Genomic DNA, 18,926 nt, shown 5'->3' with positions numbered 1-18,926 from the left:
TGGAATATTCTAATCCTTTCAACCTACCTATTATAGCGGATTTAGCGCTTTTTTTCAATTATCTGAAGAATATAAAAATCGCTCTTTCCAGCGATTCTATTCTTTATTTTTGTCAAATTTGTCTTAAAATTTGACAATGACACTGCTAAAGAGGAAAATTGCAAAGATTAAGATTAAAATCAGATTTAAGAAAACCCCTGCCAACTAAACTTGACAGGAGCTATAAAATGCAATATTAAACAATTTCTAGCTGCTTTTTCCACCGTTTCTTAAATATTTCATCAAAAAGAAGCAAAGTAGCGGACAAAATAATCGACACAGCTAAATATTTTACTAAAAGATTGTGCTGACTGATAAAAGGCGGGCTTTTTAGCAGACCGTAATTTCCACCCGTAACTTGATTGACAGCGACAAGAAAGGCATCAAGCACAAAAGTATAGAGGACAATCGTATATTTCTTGAGCTGGTTCTTGTCGTAGTGATTCATCAGATAAATCAGGGAATTAACCAAGAGGGCATAGTGACCAATCAGGAAAGAGAAGCTGGTAATATGCGGGAAATCATAAGGATCAAAGACTGGATAACCAAGGGCAAAGACTGCTCCGCTGGCTCCTAGAAGAGCAAAATACTGCTTGCTGGGCCATTTATCTGGCAGAAAGACCACCGCAAACATGGCCAAACGGCAATGGTACAAAGGCAGACTATTTGCAAGAGGAAGCTGAAAACCCACATACCAGCTATAAAGAATTGCCAGTTGGCACAACTGAAGGATTTTCATGCTTTTGATAAAGCTAGAATTCTTATGGTATTTTATCGATGCGTAGACAGACAGCAAAAGCAATGCCATCATCAAAGAGTAGGCCAAAGCTGAAACAAAGGGTGGTTCAGTTTGGTTGGTAGTCAAAAAATGATGCATCCAGTTTCCTTTCTACTTTTAAAATCTGTAAGTTCAAACTCGCAGTCAGATTGAAGATCTAGGAAGAATTTTCCTAGTTGCTAGAGAAATCATTTCCTCTTCCAATCTTTATTGGGTCAATCGCTCTGCCTGTCTTTCCTTCATTTCTTTGAACAAGTAAGAAAATAGAAGCAAGGCCGTCGCTAAGACCACAGACACGATCATATAATTCCCAAGCATACCATGATCTCCTACCAGAGGCGGATCCTTTAAGAAACCGTAGTTGCCCCCGAATGCAATATTTCCAAGCAAGATGAGGAAGTCTAAGCCAAAGGTAATTTCTACGATACGGCGATAGGACAAATTAAGTCTATCATAATGCTTCATCAGGTAGATAATCGAATTGCCTAACAAAGCCAAATGACCGATGAAAAACGAAAATAGGGTTATATGCGGAAATGAATAGGGATCCAAAATAGGATAGACAATGGCGCAAATCGGTCCAAATACTCCCAATAAGGCGAAATATTGTTTATAGGCTACTTTATCTGGCAGTAGCAAGACAGCAAACATCGCCACTCGACAATGGTACAAGGGGAGACTCTCCGATAAAGGCTCCTGAATAGCCAAGTACCAGCCATACAAAGATACTAATTGCACGATTTGGGCAACCCTAAAAAAAGTCTGCACTTTCTTTTGTTCAAAATAACGACTAGCAACATAGATGACGGACACTAGGCTCATCATGAGCAAAATATAAGCAAAAGGCGTCATCACAGGCGGTTCTGTTTTGTGACTAGTAAAAAAATCTAGTAAATTCATCTTTCAAATTTTCATCCTATTAAATATTTTTTTAAGGACACTGGGCTTGCTCTTCCTAGCAAAGTCCTTAATTACTTTTCAAAAAGTTTTCAACTTCCTAGAGTAATAGCTTCTGGCCATTACAACTCTAGACAGATTGAGCTAGATTATCTGGTCTACTGGATATAAGCACCCAGTCAGCATCAACTTCAATCTAATCTAAGTATTGTTCTCGTTTGCCCTGATAGATTTCCCAGAGAAGCTGCATCTGCTCTTTTGTTATCCTTTTCTCAGATAAAAGAGGCAAATTCTGCGGGTCAAAGAAATTCAGTTCTGAGATTTCTAAATTGGGCTGAAAATCTCCCTCTTTCAGCTGACATTCAAACACAAGCTTGACATACTGCTTACTTTGTGGCTGAAATTTATTGCTATCAAAGACAGCCAGCAAGCGTACTACGCTAGCTTGAAATCCCGTTTCTTCCAGAATTTCTTTTACTATATTTTCTCTGGGAGATAAGCCTACTTCGCAGAAACCACCCGGCAGAGCCCATGTCTCCTCTTGCTGTCCTCGTACTAGACAAATCTTGTCCTGCTGAACGATAAAAGCTCGAACATCGACCAAAGGAGTCGCATAAAAATCTGTCGGCCGGAGCAAGTCAGACAGCTCATCCGGTTCCAGATGGCTGGTCTCGCTGAGCAACTGATTCAGATTGTCTCTGATATCCGCATAGCGTTCTCGATCAAAGTCACTGGCAGCAAAAGACAAGCCTGTATCCGTTATAGCCAGCAGTCGTTGCAGAATTAAAGCTGTATCAGTTGTCCCCATGCTCCAAGGCCTCCACTAGTTTATCCAACTTCATCGAATTACTGCCCTTGAGCAAGATTTGGTCGGCCGATTGCAACCAAGTCTTAACGGTCTTAGTCAAATCTTCAAACTGATCCTTGTCAGCATTTTTGACAAAATAATGTACCCGATTTGGTGGGTAGATTTCCCGAGCATAGACGTAGAGGGCTTCCATGTCCTCTCCATAGAGGAAAAGATCGGTAATAATCTCTGGATTGAGGCTGGTAATCATGGCTCCGTGCATTAGCTTGGAGTCAGCACCCAGCTCTTTCATATCCGCCAAGACGGCAGCCTTGCGGCCACCCTGACTAGCTGGAATCGCTGAGAAGGTTTCAAGAATCAAGCGCATAGCTGTTGGATTGGCGTTGTAGACATCTGACAGGATATCAGCTCCATTAGCCGCCTTCTTCCACTCGGTTCGATTGCGAGTCAATTCCAGCTGGGCAAAGGCCTGACGAATCGCCGACTCACTGACCCCCTCCTGCAAAGCTACGTAAGACGCAATCATAGCGTTGGTCGCATTGTATTTGCCAGTCACGGGCAAGTCAATCGCCTGCTCCAGAAAATTCGCTTTAAAGGTCAAACTATCCTTGCGCTCTTCTAGACGGGTCAAGCAAATATCTGCATCGGGACCAAAGCGAACCACTTTTTGCTGATCTGGCAGAAAGTCATTGACAATCTTGTCTGCTGGAGCCAAGAGCAGACCGCCTTTTTTCATGCCATCCGCAATCTGCATCTTACCTTTAGCAATCTCCGTACGGCTTCCGAAAAATTCTAAGTGAGCTTCGCCAATCAAGGTTACAATGCTAGTCTTTGGCTTGGCAATTTCAGACAGAAGATGGATATCTCCCAAATGATCCTGTCCCATTTCCAAAACTAGCTTTTCTGTGTCATCTGGCATGTGGAGCACCGTGTAGGGCAGGCCGATTTCATTATTATAGTTGCCCTGGGTTTTATAGGTTTTGTAGCTAGTAGCCAGTAGCTGAGCCAGCATATCCTTGGTTGTGGTCTTCCCATTGGAGCCCGTCACAGCGAGCACATCTACACCTGTCTTTTCCAGATAGTATTGAGCCAAAGCTTGAAAGGCCGCTAGCACATCATCGACCAAAATATAAGGTCCTTCTGCTACTGGATGCTCAGACAAGGTAGCCGCAGCTCCCTGAGCGAAGGCTGTCGCGATAAAGTCATGGCCGTCACGCGCGCCCTTGAGCGGGATAAAAAGATCCCCCGCCTCAATCAAACGGCTGTCAAATTCGGCCTTTCTAAAAGTCACATTTTCAAACTGACTGACATCATTTTTGGCAGCCAAGACTTCTGCTATTTCATATAAATCTAATTTCATATTTTTAACTCATTTTTCCGCTTTTTCCCAAAAAAGAAGGGAGTGAGCTCAGACCAAATATTAAAAGTTCAGTCTATCATCTCATTCCCTCTATTATATCATAATTATAAAAGATGCGCTTCTCTCTTAGCAAAGGCTTCTTCAGCTAGACTTACCAATTTCTCAATCAACTCGGAATAAGGCAATCCCATATTTTCCCAAAGCAAGGGATACATAGACCATTGAGTAAAGCCAGGCATGGTGTTGAGCTCATTGAGGAAAATGTCCCCCTCTTCTGTGTAGAAGAAATCACAGCGAGCCAATCCCTGTCCGCCCAAGGCACGAAAAGTTGTCTCAGCATTCGTACGCATGACTGAAATAACCTCATCCGAGATTTTTGCAGGAATATCCATGGTAATCTTATTGTCAATATACTTGGCTTCATAGTCGTAGAAAGCCACATCTTTGACCACTTCGCCCGGCAAGGTACTCTTAACGTCATAATTTCCTAAGAGACCAACCTCAATCTCACGCGCATTGACTCCCTGCTCAACCAAGACACGGCTGTCGTACTTGAAGGCCAAATCCAACGCCGCCCGCAGCTCCTCTTGATTATCAGACTTAGAAATACCGACACTAGAGCCCATATTAGACGGTTTGGTAAAAATCGGATACGTCAATTTTTCTTCGATTTCGGCAATTTTTTCTTCCAGATTTTCACCCTCAATCACCGCTACATAAGGAACCTGTGGGATTCCAGCAGACTCCAGAATACGTTTGGTGGTGATTTTATCCATGGCAACACTAGAAGACAATATATTACAGCCCACATAAGGAAGGCGCAGCACTTCAAGGAAACCTTGGATAGAGCCATCCTCGCCCATCGGTCCATGAAGAACAGGAAAGACAACTGCATTTTCCTCATAAATATCACTCGGTTTGACTTGCTGTGAGAAGTCAACCGTATCATTGGTCATGAGCTTTTCATCTGCAGACGGCTTTTCTGTAAATTCCTGCGTTTTGATAAAATCGCCAGCTTTTGTGATGAAATAAGTCTTGACAGAAAATTTGTCATAGTTGATAGCTCGCATGACACTCTCAGCCGACAAGACTGAAACTTCTCGCTCAGCGCTGCGGCCACCGTATAGTAAAATCAAGGTTTGTTTGACCATTATCTTATCCTAACATTTCTAGCTATAAGTTCATTTTGGGTTGCCCCATCTTCTTTTTAGACTGTTTCAGTATACCATATTTCCCCGCATTTTTGAATAGAAAAAAGACTCCCAAAGCCGTTTTTCAGCAGGAAATCTTTCTTTCATATTACAATTCTGTCCGATTTTCAATGGCTCGGAGCAGGGTCACTTCGTCTGCGTATTCGATATCAGCGCCGACAGCCAGTCCGCGGGCCAGTCGAGTCACCTTGATACCTGCAGGCTTGAGCACCCGCGAAATATACATAGAAGTTGCTTCTCCGTCAGCCGTTGCATTGGTGGCCACAATCACTTCCATCACTTGGCTGTCCATCAAGCGAGTCAGGAGACTCTTGAGATTGATATCATCTGGTCCTACACCGTTCATGGGGGAGATGAGGCCGTGAAGGACATGATAAAGGCCATGGTATTCTTGGATATTTTCCATAGCAGACACATCGCGACTATCCTCAACGATCAGAATCACAGTCTGATCGCGCGTTTGATCTGTACAGATGGCACAAGGATCATCGTCTGTCAGATTACCACAGATAGAGCAGTAAGTCAGCTCACGCTTGGCAGCTAGTAGATTTTTGGCGAATTCATTGACATCATCGTCACTCATCCCGATGGTATAAAAGGCCAGACGAGTAGCTGTCTTGATGCCGATACCCGGCAGCTTTGAAAAGCTATCTATTAATTTAGCGATAGGAGTTGGATAAAGCATAATAGTAATCGTTGAGCAGTAAAATCTTGATCCGATTCTACTGCTTTTCCTTTCTAATTCATAGGGTGCTGTTGATTATAAAGGTTAATAATATCACGGGTAATACTGTGGCTGACCGTTGAGGAAAGGTCAGTATTGTGCGGAAATACCACAGCTACAGCTATTTTAGGATTATCGCTTGGTGCATAGGATACAACATTGGTATTAATAGCAGATGTACCACCGTTGACAAAGGTTTCAGCAGTCCCTGTTTTGGCACTGATCGAAACCATAGCGCCCTGGGCAATCGTCCGTCCAGTTGTAAAGCCACTCCATCCATTGACCACCTGATAGAAACCTTGTTTTATCAGAGCCATATTTTCCTCGGAAATATTGACCTGATTTAGTTCTTTTGTTTCCTTCTTCTCAATCAAGTCTCCCAGTCCACCTTGGTCATTGTTGGCGTAAATGCCTTCAACCAGATGCGGAGCTACCCGTTTACCGTTATTGGCTACCGTCGACGCATATTGAGCCAACTGAAGTGGTGTGTAGTTATCAAACTGACCAAAAGCATCCGTAATATAATTGCTGACTGTGAAGTTTTTGGGAATGTAGCCTGTTGATTCTGTCGGTAAATCAATCCCTGTTTCAGTCCCCAGACCATATTCTGCAAAAGTCGAACGGAGCTTTTTCATTGAAGCATCGACATTATGGGTTCCTAAAGCCATATTTGGGCTATACGGAGTTCCAAGCATATTTAGGGCCACCTGAACCATATAGGTATTAGACGAATATTCCAGAGCCTCCACCGCTGTAATAGAACGTGAGCCATAGGCCGTAAACCAAGAATTGATAGGAGAAGAACCCGCGAAAAGAATCGGCTGATCGACCAAGGATTGATTTCCTGAAATGGCTCCGTACTGCCAACCAGCGGTTAAGGTAGCCGCCTTGACGACAGAACCTGGAACGAAAACATTTGTAATGGTACCCAGCGCATCCGCTGAGATATCGCCTGTTTCCAGATCGTGCTTGACACCAGCCAGGGCCAAGATTGACCCCGTATTGGGATCCATAGCCACGGCATAGACACCTTCTGAATAGGTGGCATTACCTTTGGCTAGCTCCATATTAAAGGCATTTCTGAGAATATCCTCAACTCCCTGCTGGAAAGTCAGATCTACGGTTAGTTTCAAGTTGTTCCCTTTGCTTCCCTCGGAAATGGTCTCAACGCTCTCCATGTTGCCATTTTTGTCCAGCCGAATTTCTTTTTCTGCTCGTTTTCCTTGTAAAACAGACTCATACTCTTTTTCCAAATAAGAAATTCCCACTCGGTCATTCAGAGAATAGCCCTTCTTGACATAGTCATCCGCTTCCTCAGCTGGCAGACCTGTTTTTTCGGTTGAAATTTGACCAACAATCGAAGCCAGCGATGTTTCCAAAACTTTCCGATTCCAGCTGGTTGAAATACTAATACCCGGAAGCTCTTTGCCGATGGACGCAATCGTAGCGACCTGCTCCGTCGTCAAATCATCTGTCTGAATCGTCCCTGTTGAAAAGTTTGGCACAGCATTCATCTGGCTAAATAGAGCGATAATCCTCTTTTCCTCATCTGTATAGCCTAGCTGGCTTGGATCAATACTCTCCGTCGCTGCCTTATAGATCTTGGCTTCAGGCAAACGATTGCCATCCGTATCAAATTTTTCTTCCTTGGGTAATTTTTCAACCACTTCTCGGTAAACTTTATTATCCGCCAGATAATAATCAACCTCTTGGCGCTCGGTCACCTTTAGATCAGACACTGACACATACTGCAGTAATTTTTGTGCTGTTTCACGGATTTCTTCTGCTGTCAGTTTATTATCTCGTGTAAAGGTCACCACTTGCTTGGTTGTGTTCTCCACCAAGGGCTTGCCTGAAGCATCATAGATTTGTCCACGAACCGAACTCGATTTTATCTTTGTTTTACTTGCTTTAGCTAATTTATCTGTATAAAATTCTTGGTTGACGACCTGCATATAGCCCAGACGAGCGATCAGCACCAAAAATAAGACTCCGACAATTCCAAATAGAAGGTAGAGTCGGCCTGTGATAGAATGGCTATCAAATTTTCTCTTAGACATTTCTTCTCTCATCCTCGTAAAAATCTATCTTTTATTTTACCACATTTCCCCAGCAATGAAGCATGGAAATCTAAAAGGATCGAAAAAGAATTTTTCTTTAATAATGAGAAAAAGCCCTGCTAAGCAGAGCTTCATCACCAATTATTTTCCAAGGTAGTATTCAGCAACTACGTTCAATTTTTCGTCGAATTCGAATACCAATGGTGGGAAGTTAGGGATTTCCACGTCCATGATTTCGTCATCTGACAATTGTTTGATGTGTTTTACAAGGGCACGGATTGAGTTACCATGAGCTCCTACGAATACGTTTTTACCATCTTTAAGTGCTGGAGCGATTTTATCTTCCCAGAATGGAAGGGCACGTTCCAAAGTCACTTTCAAGTTTTCAGCATCTGGGATAACTGAATCGTCAAGTGAAGCGTAACGACGGTCAGTGTGAGCTGAGTGCTCATCATCACGGTCCATGTTTGGAGGCAATACATCGTATGAACGACGCCAGATGTGAACTTGCTCATCACCAAATTGTTCAGCTGCTTCAGCCTTGTTTTTACCAGTCAAACCACCGTAGTGACGTTCGTTCAAGCGCCATGATTTTTCAACTGGAACCCAGAGTTGATCAGCTGCTTCAAGAGCAAAGTTTGTTGTTTTGATCGCACGTTTCAAAACTGAAGTGTAAGCTTGGTCAAATTCGATACCAGCTTCTTTGATCAATTTACCAGCGTCGATTGCTTGTTGTGTACCTTTTTCAGAAAGATCTACATCAGCCCAACCAGTGAAAAGGTTAGCTTTATTCCATTCAGACTCACCATGGCGAGCAAAAACCAATTTTACCATTAGATGGATTCTCCTTTTATTTTCCGGGGTTTGCCCCGTTTATCTATTTTATTTTACAAAATTTTCTCTCAAAAATCTAGTCTCAGTGAGATATTTGTGAAATTTTCCACTTGCTCAGACTTTTAAGAAAATCTATTCTCCACTCAAGACTTCTAGCTAGCCACTTGTTCTTGCTGGGCGCACTCAGGACAAATGCCATAAACAACCATCTGGCTCTTAGTGATTTGATAACCGGTCTGCTCTGCCGCTTCCTGCTGAACGTCTGGCAAATCCAAGTCCATATCTGCAATTCGACCACATTTTTCACAAATGATATTAAGGTGCTGATGCCCCATAAAATCATAATAGGTCGTCGTGTCATTACGAACCTTGAGCTCAGAGACGAAGCCTTCATCAATCAACACTTTTAGGTTGTTATAAACAGTCGCCAAGCTCATATTGGGAAATTCAGGCAAGAGAGCCTGGTAAATCATCTCTGCACTAGGATGGTCATGACTGCTGATGATAAAAGCAATCACGGCCTTTCTCGTCTCTGTAATTCGAACACCTTTCAGCCTCAGATGTTCGATTACTTCCTGATAATTCTTTTCATACTCTTCATGCATCTTCTCTATACTCCATCCACATTCATTTCTAGCTTATTTCCATTATATCATGACAAACATAGATTTTCTATTAAGAATGATTGTAAATAAGGAAAAATATTAATCTGCCTAATAGACCTATTCATTTTAATTAAGTAGATTTTTGCCTCAAAGCACGATATGATAGAGATGTTAACAAATATGTAAGCGCTTAATTTTGAAATATCGGTTTTATCGTAAGAAATTCTGTAACCAAACTTCTGCTATTCTATCTGCTGTGCAGAAAAGATGCCGAAGAGCATTTGGATACGGCTGGTTTTCTACCACTTTTTAGAAAAAAATATATAAATGAGGATATCATTATGAAAAAAACACCAAATCGCTGGTTCATTTTAGCAGCAGCTATCTTAACCAACCTTTCTTTAGGTGCTGGATACGCCTGGTCTGTTTTTCAAAAAGCGCTACTGGAAGCCAATGCTAGCCAAGGATGGGTGCAAGCTCAAACCTCTCTAGCCTTCAGTATCTCTTTTGCAATGGTGCCAATCGGCATGATTATTTTCGGACCTAAAGTCGATTCATTAGGCCCTAAGAAATTTGTCTTTCTAGGAGGCATTCTCTTTGGTGCTGGTATGTTTGCTACAGGATTTGCAACTTCTCTTCCTGTACTCTACTTGACCTACGGGGTTGTCCTTGGTCTCGGTATCGGATCAGCCTATGGCGCTTCAACTTCTGTCGCTACCAAATGGTTCCCTGATAAAAAAGGTCTCGCGGGTGGTTTAACCGCTGCTGGCTTTGGACTTGGACCACTAATCATCGGACCACTTGCCAAAACTCTCATCGCTTCAATGGGCGTTTATTCTACATTTAAAGTTCTGGGAATTGCCCTACTTGTCGTTATCTGCTGCTCTTCTCTTGTCATGGAAAAAGCCCCAGCGGCTACTCCAGCAGCAGGAAGTTCTGCACCGACAGGAAAAACTCACAAAGAAATGCTACGAGAAGGCAACTTCTGGTTGCTGTGGCTCATCTACATTTTAGGTGCTACTGGTGGTATGATGATTATCGGCTCAGCAGCGTCTATCTCCGACCAATATAAACTAGTTGGAGAAGCAACTCTATTCGTTATGTTGGTTTCTATCGCCAATACTTTTGGACGAATCTTCTGGGGAGCTGTATCGGACAAAATCGGCCGCTACCCTACTGTGATCGCCATGTTTGGCGCTGTTGCTGGTGGCTTGGCGCTGACCGCTCTCTTTAAAGGGGAGGGAAGCATCCTTGCAATTTTAGGCGTCATGCTTGTCGCCCTGTCCTTCGGTGGCTTCCTTGGATCTTTCCCAGGTATTACAGCCGAAAATTGGGGCGTGGCCAATGTCGGCACAAACTATGGCTGGATGTTCACTGCTTATGGTGTTGCAGCTATTGCCGGGCCACAGTTGGGTGCTCGACTTGCTCAAGCAAACAAGGGAGACTATTCAATGGCCTTCTATATTGTTATTGGTATGGCATTTCTTGGTATCATCCTACAATTATTCTATATTTCTAAATCAAAGAAAGCTTAAAACTAATTCTAACTCTGGGATAACCCAGAGTTTTTCTTTGACAAAGAAACTGTTAGCCAGCAGAAAGTGAAAAGAGCTCTCCTGACTAGCATAAAAGCCGAGACAAACTCGGCTTTTACGTTTAACGGAACGATTCTAGATCAACGGTCAGCACTTTGCTATCTCGAACGACCTGCTGCCCTGCAATGTAGACATCCTGAACATCGCTGCCCTTGACTGCGTACACTAGGTGCGACAGCATATTTTCCAAAGGATAGAGGTGAAGTCGTCCCTTAGGCTGAATGGCAATGAAATCGGCTTGCTTGCCCGCTTCCAGACTGCCAATTTTGTTATCCAATCCCAGCGCCTTGGCTCCTTCAATGGTCAAAGCCTTCAAAACCTGCTCAATCGGAAACTGAGTCGCATCGCCTGCCCGCATTTTCTGAAGGAGGGCTGCTGTCCGACCTTCTTCAAGCATATCCAGATTATTATTGGAAGCAACAGAGTCTGTCGCTAGGCCAACGGTCACCCCAGCAGCTAGTAAATCCGTCACCGGAGCTACACCGGAAGCCAGCTTGAGGTTGCTGATAGGATTATGGGCGATGCTGACTGGTGAAGCTGCTAAATCTGCAATCTCTGACGGATTGAGCTCAACTCCGTGAGCAAAAATGGCTGTTTGCTCCAAGTAGCCCAGCTCTTTCAAGAAAGCCAAAGGCCGTTTACCATAGCGCTCCAGGATAATTTTATTTTCTTCCTGAGTCTCTGCCACGTGGATATGAAGCTTCAAATCCAGCTCACGCGCTAACTCAAGACTGCCTTTAAGCAACTCTTCATCACAGGCATAGGGCGAATGAGGCGCCACCATGACCTGAAAATCTTCATCATCGTAGGATCGGATTTTCTCAATAATGGCCCGAGTACGAGCCAGAGTCTCTTCGGCTGTTTCCGCCTCTGAGCTAAAGAGGGTTGGTGAGAAATAGCAGCGCATACCGGACTGCCGCACAGCCTGATAAATCCGGTCAATATCCACTCCCTGAGGATTATACATATCGTTAAAAGTCGTTGCTCCTGACTGCAGCATTTCAGCTAGAGCCAGCTGGACAGCCTGGGTCGTTAGATCCGCCGTGAACCGGCTTTCTGCTGGCCAGATATAGTCCCCCAGCCATTCGTGCAGATTGCTGTCATCACGAATCCCACGCAGCAAGGTCATGGCCGAGTGAGTATGGCAGTTGACCAGCCCTGGCATAATCCAAGCTCCTTCATAATCCACCAACTCGCTGCACTGTTCTAGCCAGGCCTCGTCATAGGGGCCACAGTAGGTAATGCGTTCATCTTCCACAACTAGCAAGCCTTCCCGATAAACATGAAATGCGCTGTCACAGGTCACCAGATTAACATTAGTATAAGCTTTCATCCTTGCTCCTTCTCATTTCGTTTTAGCTATTATAGCAAGCCTAGTAAACTAGCGCAAGAATTTTTCAAAATTATTTAAAATAAAGATAATCAGGATTGGGAGTCATATAATACAACTCTCCTTTAGAGAAAATCAGATTAATTTTATGTTGCTTATAGCTATATAAAATAAAGTCACTCTCCAACTGATAGTCTTGGTTCAAGCTAGCTGCCTGAGCAATATCCGCCGCTGTTACATAGAAAGCCTTTGCCTGCTCTCCCGTCACACGCTGACCTCGATAGAGCTCTTTTATATTTTCTAACTCCTGAGCTTTAAAAGTGTCCTTAATATAATTCGGATCCTTTATGACGGCCTCTGGCTCGCCAAGAACCTTTTTGACTTGCTCCTCTGTATAGCCTTTGAAATCAGGCGTTTGAGCACTAAATCCTCCTTCAAAAGAACGATAATACACCTTGGCATTACCTGTTGCATAGATCTTGTCTTTATTGGCAGACTGTGCATCTTGAGGCAAGCCATCCGTCACTTCATCTGGCGAACTTGTAGCCTTACTCTCAGAAGCTGGAGTACTAGATGATGAGGTCTGGCTACTCTTTGATTTTTCTTGCTGACTGGAGCCTGTAGCCTTCGTCGATTCTGATTTCTTTGGTATTTTCACCTTTTGGACAGAAGAGGCTTCAGACCTAGGAACCCTTTTCCTTGGATAATAGCAAGCTGTCAAAGCCATGACAGCTGCAAGCATGGTTAAAAAGGTTATTACTTTTTTAAAATACATAGTTACCCCCATTTCTTAGCTACATTATATCATATTTTAAGTTGAGCAGGAGGAGCATCCTGATTTTTACCGTCTTCTCTAACAAACAAATACTATGTCTTCTAGAAGCTTAGGAAAAATGATTGATGTTATGCCAAAACATAAGAAAAAACCTACTGCACAAGCTAGGAAGCTGATACAGTAGGCTTTTGATTTTTGTCTTATTTAACAGCGTCTTTAAGAGCTTTACCTGCTTTGAAAGCTGGAACTTTAGAAGCTGCGATTGTGATTTCTTTACCAGTTTGTGGGTTGCGACCTTTACGTGCTGCACGCTCACGAACTTCAAAGTTACCAAAACCGATCAATTGAACTTTTTCACCTTTTGAAAGGTATTCTGTAACTGCTGCAAATACAGCGTCAACTGCTGCTGCTGAATCTTTTTTAGTCAATTCTGTAGCTTCTGCCACTTTTGCGATCAAATCTTGTTTGTTAGCCATTTAACAAATCCTCCAATTTTTTTCTGGGTTAATAACCCTAACAGATATTATCATATCTAAAAAAAGCGTCTAGGTCAAGTCTTAAGCAGACATTTTACAAATAATTTACCTTATTTATAGCGAACTAGAACGGCCCATGCATTTTCTCCAGTGTGAGTTTGGATGATCGAACCTGTTTCTAAGACAGAGATTGGTTTTTCAACAAATTCCTGCAGCTCTTCCTTCATTTGATTGGCAAATTCTGGTCCACCCGCATAGGAAATTCCGATTTCTTCAATTTCCTTCTCTTTCAGAGACTCTTTCAAGTCATCCAGCCATTTCTTGAAGGTTTTAGCGCCCCTTCCTTTGACAATAGGAGTCAAGGTATGATTTGTCATTTGCATGACGACACGAATATTTAAAAGCGAGCTAATCAGACCAGTCACACGGCCGATACGACCACCTTTGACCAAATTTTCTAAGGTTGATACGCCGATATATAGCTCCGTCTTGGCTTTGACTTCCTCAAGTTTTTGTAAAATCTCCTCCAAAGTCGCTCCAGCTTTTGCCATCTTAGCAGCCTCAACGACTTGGAACTTCATGGCTTGGTCCGTGAAAGAACTATCGACAACTGTTACATCAGCCTTAGCCAAGGTAGCACCCTGACGAGCTGCCTCTACGGTGCCAGATAAAGCATGAGACATGTGAATCGAGATAATTTGGACATCTTCTGCTGACAAATCTTCGAAAACTTCTGCAAATACTCCAACTGGTGGCTGGCTAGTCTTGGGCAGATTTTTACTAGACTTCATCAACTGAAGGAACTCTCCCTCCTTCAAATTGGAATCCGAGTAGACTACACCGTCAATCATGACTGTCAAAGGAACTATCGTAATATTCAAATCTTTTGCTAGTTCAGGCTCAATCGTAATCGAAGAGTCTGTCACAATTTTAATTTTTGTCATATTTTCCCTACTTTTATCCTGTTATTGAATCTATTATACCAAAAAATCCTAAGTTTTTGTGAATCAATCTTAGCTTAATCCATAAATCTCAGAAAAATAAGAGCCTTCTAAGTCAAACACTACTTAGAAGACTCTTAATGATTTGATTAAGGCACTAGCCAAAGCTTACACAAAGAGATGCTCTTTTAAGCCTCATCATCTTTGCGCTTGTGACCAAGAATCATGAATCCTAGACCCGCAAGAAGAGCACTGGTCGTTGCTCCCACGATGGAAACTGGAGCAGTGCTACCTGTATTTGGTAAGGTCGCTTGTTTAGTCTTATCTCCTGCTGGAGTTGGAACAGCTGGCTTATCATTTGAAACAGGTCTGCTTTCAAGCTTCACTAGCTGATCCGTTTGAGCTTTATTAGCTGAATCAGTCTCTTGATCTGGCTTCACTTCTGGAGTCACTGGTGGAACCGGACTTGGCTGAGGTTCTGGTTTCGGAACCGGTTGCGGTTGTGGCGCTGGTTCTGGTTGAGGTTCTGGTTTCGGCTGCGGTGCTGGTTCCGGTTGTGGTTGAGGGCTAGGAACTTGCTTCGCTTCAAAGGCCCATGTGCCGATGAAGGTTAAACTTGTTTCCTCTTCCACTTTTTCGTAGCCCACGAATTTCCAAGTACCATTTGCAACAGATACCTCTACAGGCATCGGTGCTTCTGGAACAAAAGCAATCGCTGCAGAAGCACTTGTGGTATATGTTCCACTTTGTGGAAGTAAACTCAATACTTCTGTTGGCAAGTTATTGTCTACCGTAGCACTTTCGAAGCGGTAAGTCACTTTATAGGTTTCAATTACCGGTGCAGGCAAAACATTAACTGGTACAGGAACTTCAGTAGAAGAACCATCTGGATAATCAACACGAACTGTACCGCTATAAGTACCTGGTTTTGTAGTATCTATTTGACCCGCAGGTGTGATATCTACTACCTTAGTGCCAGCTGGAAGGCTTGGCAAGTTCGTCACATTATCGGTCAAGTCTGGTGTTTCTCCAACCTTGATAGTTTCTTCCGTTACTTGAGGCGTATAAGTTTCAGCATTTGTCGGATTCGCCTTGAATTCCCACTTACCTACAAACTCTACATTGGCCTTGTTCACAACGGCGCTAGCTGCGTCATAGCCCTTGAAGGTCCATGTGCCATCATTCACTGTATCTGTGTAGGTAGTTTGAGATGGTTGTTGAGCCGAAACAGAGGCACCATTCACATATGTTGCACTGTCGCTTGGAGTCCAACCTGTGATTTCCGCTGGAAGAGCCTTATCTGCTGTGGCGCTCTCGAAACGATAAGTAGCTTGGTACTTTTTAGCTTCAAAGGCCCATTTTCCTACAAACTCTACATTGGCCTTGTTCACGACTGCATTGTCTGCATCGTAACCCTTGAAGGTCCATGTGCCGTCATTCACAGTATCTGTGTAAGTGGTTTGTGATGGTTGTGTAGCGGAAACAGAGGCACCATTCACATACGAATCACTGTCGCTTGGGGTCAATGCGGCGATGGCTGCTGGAAGTGCTTGACCTGCTGTCTCGCTCTCGAAGCGGTAACTTGCTTGGTACTTATTGGCTTCAAAGGCCCATTTTCCTACAAACTCTACATTTGCCTTGTTGACAACGGCGCTAGCTGCGTCGTAACCCTTGAAGATCCAAGTGCCGTCATTCACTGTATCTGTGTAAGTGGTTTGTGATGGTTGTTTAGCTGAAACAGAGGCACCATTCACATATGTTGCACTGTCGCTTGGAGTCAAGGATGTGATAGCCGCTGGAAGAGCTTTGCCAGCAGTCGCACTTTCAAATCGGTAACCTGCTCGATACTGGTTTTCCTTAAATTCCCATTTCCCTACAAAATCCACATTAGCTTTGTTGACAACGGTGCTAGCTGCGTCATAGCCCTTGAAGGTCCAAGTGCCGTCATTCACAGTATCGGTGTAAGTGGTTTGAGATGGTTGCTTAGCTGAAACAGAATTACCATTCACATACGAATCACTGTCGCTTGGAGTCAAAGCGGTGATGGCTGATGGAAGAGCCTTACCTGCCGTCTCACTCTCGAAGCGGTAACTTGCTTGGTACTTGTTAGCTCTAAATTCCCACTGACCAACAAAGGTAACATCTGCCTTATTGACCACAGCACCAGCTGGAATATACCTCTTAAAGGTCCAGATACCATCATTCACTACGTCTGTGTAGGTAGTTTGGATTGGCTGCTTAGCAGAAACTGCAACACCATTCAGATAAGCCTCACTGTCGCTTGGAGTCAAGGATGTGATAGCTGATGGAAGATTCTTCCCAGTAGTCGCACTTTCGAATCGGTATCCTGCTCGATACTGGTTTTCCTTAAATTCCCATTTGCCTAGAAAATCCACATTAGCCTTGTTGACAACGGCATTATCTGCGTCGTAACTCTTAAACGTCCAGGTACCGTCATTCACAGTGTCTGTGTATGTCGTTTGAGCGGGTTGTTTGGCTGAAACTGCTGCGCCATTCACATAAGTGGCACTATCATTTGGAGATAAGGCTGTGATAGCGGTTGGAAGATCTTTCCCCGCGGTCGCACTTTCGAATCGGTAAGCTGCTTGATACTTATTCGCCTTAAACTCCCACTTACCAATGAAAGCTAGATCAGACTTTTTCACAATCTTACTTTTAGCATCATAACCAACAAAAGTCCAGATACCATCGTTCACATCATCTGTGTAAGTCGTTGTAGTTAGCTCTTCTGGTAGAACTTTTTGTGTATTGTAGTAAGTCGAGGTGTCTTTTGGTGTTTTCTTCTGGATAAAGTCAGGTAAAGAAAGTCCAGCCGTCCCACTTTCAAAACGATAGCTTACATGGTGCGGTCTAGGCGTCACTTCCCATATACCAGTGTATATCACTCGCTTGCCATCATAAGTTGCATTCTTGTGATCGTATCCCTTGAAGGTCCATATGTAATCTTTTTCAACTTCTTCTACTAATTCTTTAGCCGGTTGTTTGGCTACAATTGTGTCGCCAACCTTGTAAGAGGCCTCATCTTTCGGAAGCATGTCCAAGATACTTTGTGGCAATGGGACACCTGCTTTAGATGATTTGAATACATATTCTGGATTGGGAGTAGGGGCCCATCTTCCAACAAAAGTCCGTCTTCCTACTCCAATAATGACTTTTTCTTTATCATATTCTTCGAATTTCCAAGTCACCTTATTTGCTCTATCAACATAAGTCGTTTCACTTGGTTGCTCAGCATCTACTTCTGTAAGAAACAGGCCGCCCATCTTATAATCAGTTGGATTTTTCGGGGTCAGCTTGGCGATATGATCTGGTAATGCAATATCAGGATTGGTTGACTGGAACTCATAGTCGACACCATTTGGCTCAAAGCTCCACGTTCCAGTTATAGTTTTGACTTTCGTTCCTGCAATAGCTTTTCCATATTTAGCTGTATCAAAACCATGGAAAGTCCAAGTACCAGTTGGAACGCTTATTGTAGTTGTCTCAAGTTGAATCACATCTTTGTAATCGTCCGCTTGAGCTACAAATTCACTAGCAGCTGGAAGCATTGAGCGAATCTTATTGGGTAGAGGATAGATCGGAGTTGAGTTCTTAAATTTGTATTCTACTCTGTAGGTAGTATCAGTCTGTTTTGTAGAATCCTCAGGCAATTTTCCTTTAGAGGAAGTGTCTCCAGACTCTGCTTCTTTTGAAGGAATCTTATCCTTTCCCAAGATGACTTTCGAATTCTTATTACGAAGTCCCGAATTAACGAAGGTTACCAGATTTCGGTAAACTTTATCAATTTCTTCTTGCTTTGTCGCAGTTTGAAGCACGCTATCAGCCGCTGTCATCAAATCATTAAGGATTTCTACACTCTCATCTGTTTTCCTTGAAAAATCCTTGTTGCGCAACTCTTTGAGATAGTTTTCTAAAGCACTCTTCTTCAGACTAACGTTTGCAGAGGGCAGCTGGGCAGCTCCTTCTGTGGATGGCTGAACCGTTTCAGCAGCTGGTTGAGAATTTCTAAGAGCAGTTGAATCTGTCACTTGACTTGCCTCTGTCACAGTAGGGGGAGCAGATTTTAAGATAGCTTTATTGTCCTCTTTAGTCTCTGCTTGTACTGACGCGGAAGCCATTTTTGAAGTTGTCTCTTGACTTTCTACTTTTGTTGCTTCAGACGCTCCTTCTGAGGCTTGATTATCTGACTTATTTCCCACTTGTGCTGTAGATTCGAGCTCATCGGCGTGGACTGTTTGGTCCACTCCAATCGCAGTGGGTGCAAACAAAAATCCAATCGCAAGGGACACAGTAGCAACTGATAATTTGCGGATCGAATATTTTATCTTTCTATCCTGAAAAGACATCCTTTCCTCCTCTTTTACTTTCTTGGCAACTATTATAGCATAAATAGTGATAATTGCATATTAGGAGAGCCTATTCTTCACGTTTTTGCTTTCCCATGAAATATATAATCATCATAAGTAAAAATA

15 protein-coding genes are annotated in these 18,926 nt (G+C 43.2%); 1 reads left to right on the top strand and 14 read right to left on the bottom strand.

Annotation, left to right across the window (positions count from 1 at the left end):
- Positions 1-235: 235 nt before the first annotated feature.
- The 9 genes from A0765_RS01080 to A0765_RS01040 form a co-directional block, all read right to left on the bottom strand.
- Positions 236-916: a YwaF family protein gene (locus tag A0765_RS01080; protein WP_062004177.1), complete on the bottom strand. Its 681-nt coding sequence runs from the start codon at positions 914-916 to the stop codon at positions 236-238.
- 108 nt (positions 917-1,024) lie between these two features.
- Positions 1,025-1,717 carry a YwaF family protein gene (locus tag A0765_RS01075; protein ID WP_062004175.1) on the bottom strand — a complete coding sequence of 231 codons (693 nt, stop codon included), beginning with the start codon at positions 1,715-1,717 and terminating at the stop codon, positions 1,025-1,027.
- Positions 1,718-1,910: 193 nt separating this feature from the next.
- Entirely contained in the window at positions 1,911-2,522 is a 612-nt protein-coding gene (locus A0765_RS01070; protein ID WP_062004173.1) for an NUDIX hydrolase N-terminal domain-containing protein, read from the bottom strand.
- Positions 2,509-3,882, bottom strand: coding sequence for a UDP-N-acetylmuramoyl-tripeptide--D-alanyl-D-alanine ligase (locus tag A0765_RS01065; protein ID WP_062004171.1), 1,374 nt, complete (start codon positions 3,880-3,882; stop codon positions 2,509-2,511). Before A0765_RS01065 ends, A0765_RS01070 begins: the two co-directional genes overlap by 14 nt.
- Before the next feature lie 104 nt (positions 3,883-3,986).
- Positions 3,987-5,033: a D-alanine--D-alanine ligase gene (locus A0765_RS01060; protein WP_062004169.1), complete on the bottom strand. Its 1,047-nt coding sequence runs from the start codon at positions 5,031-5,033 to the stop codon at positions 3,987-3,989.
- 148 nt (positions 5,034-5,181) lie between these two features.
- Complete coding sequence (gene recR / locus A0765_RS01055) at positions 5,182-5,778, bottom strand: recombination mediator RecR (RefSeq protein WP_005589561.1); 597 nt, start codon at positions 5,776-5,778, stop codon at positions 5,182-5,184.
- A gap of 53 nt (positions 5,779-5,831) precedes the next feature.
- Positions 5,832-7,889 (bottom strand): penicillin-binding protein PBP2B, encoded by a 2,058-nt coding sequence (gene pbp2b, locus A0765_RS01050; protein WP_142325615.1) that lies wholly within the window; start codon positions 7,887-7,889, stop codon positions 5,832-5,834.
- 129 nt (positions 7,890-8,018) lie between these two features.
- Complete coding sequence (locus A0765_RS01045) at positions 8,019-8,711, bottom strand: phosphoglycerate mutase (protein ID WP_062004165.1); 693 nt, start codon at positions 8,709-8,711, stop codon at positions 8,019-8,021.
- A 152-nt stretch (positions 8,712-8,863) separates the two neighbouring features.
- Positions 8,864-9,316, bottom strand: coding sequence for a Fur family transcriptional regulator (locus A0765_RS01040; RefSeq protein ID WP_062004163.1), 453 nt, complete (start codon positions 9,314-9,316; stop codon positions 8,864-8,866).
- Between the two features lie 341 nt (positions 9,317-9,657).
- On the opposite strand from A0765_RS01040, the gene A0765_RS01035 reads away from it, so the two are divergent.
- Entirely contained in the window at positions 9,658-10,851 is a 1,194-nt protein-coding gene (locus A0765_RS01035) for an L-lactate MFS transporter (RefSeq protein ID WP_062004160.1), read from the top strand.
- A 121-nt stretch (positions 10,852-10,972) separates the two neighbouring features.
- Here A0765_RS01035 and A0765_RS01030 read toward each other — a convergent pair whose 3' ends face one another.
- The 5 genes from A0765_RS01030 to A0765_RS09845 form a co-directional block, all read right to left on the bottom strand.
- Complete coding sequence (locus A0765_RS01030) at positions 10,973-12,244, bottom strand: TRZ/ATZ family protein (protein WP_062004158.1); 1,272 nt, start codon at positions 12,242-12,244, stop codon at positions 10,973-10,975.
- A 70-nt stretch (positions 12,245-12,314) separates the two neighbouring features.
- Complete coding sequence (locus A0765_RS01025; RefSeq protein ID WP_062004157.1) at positions 12,315-13,016, bottom strand: DUF4947 domain-containing protein; 702 nt, start codon at positions 13,014-13,016, stop codon at positions 12,315-12,317.
- Between the two features lie 200 nt (positions 13,017-13,216).
- Complete coding sequence (gene hbs, locus A0765_RS01020; protein WP_005589527.1) at positions 13,217-13,492, bottom strand: non-specific DNA-binding protein Hbs; 276 nt, start codon at positions 13,490-13,492, stop codon at positions 13,217-13,219.
- A gap of 110 nt (positions 13,493-13,602) precedes the next feature.
- Positions 13,603-14,436 carry a DegV family protein gene (locus tag A0765_RS01015; protein WP_005589526.1) on the bottom strand — a complete coding sequence of 278 codons (834 nt, stop codon included), beginning with the start codon at positions 14,434-14,436 and terminating at the stop codon, positions 13,603-13,605.
- 185 nt (positions 14,437-14,621) lie between these two features.
- Entirely contained in the window at positions 14,622-18,800 is a 4,179-nt protein-coding gene (locus A0765_RS09845) for an SHIRT domain-containing protein (protein ID WP_081108109.1), read from the bottom strand.
- Between the last annotated feature and the right edge of the window lie 126 nt (positions 18,801-18,926).

Source organism: Streptococcus cristatus, assembly GCF_001588905.1.
Classification (GTDB): domain Bacteria; phylum Bacillota; class Bacilli; order Lactobacillales; family Streptococcaceae; genus Streptococcus; species Streptococcus cristatus_N.
Note: the sequence above shows the minus strand (reverse complement) of the source record. Positions and strands in the feature narration are given on the sequence as shown.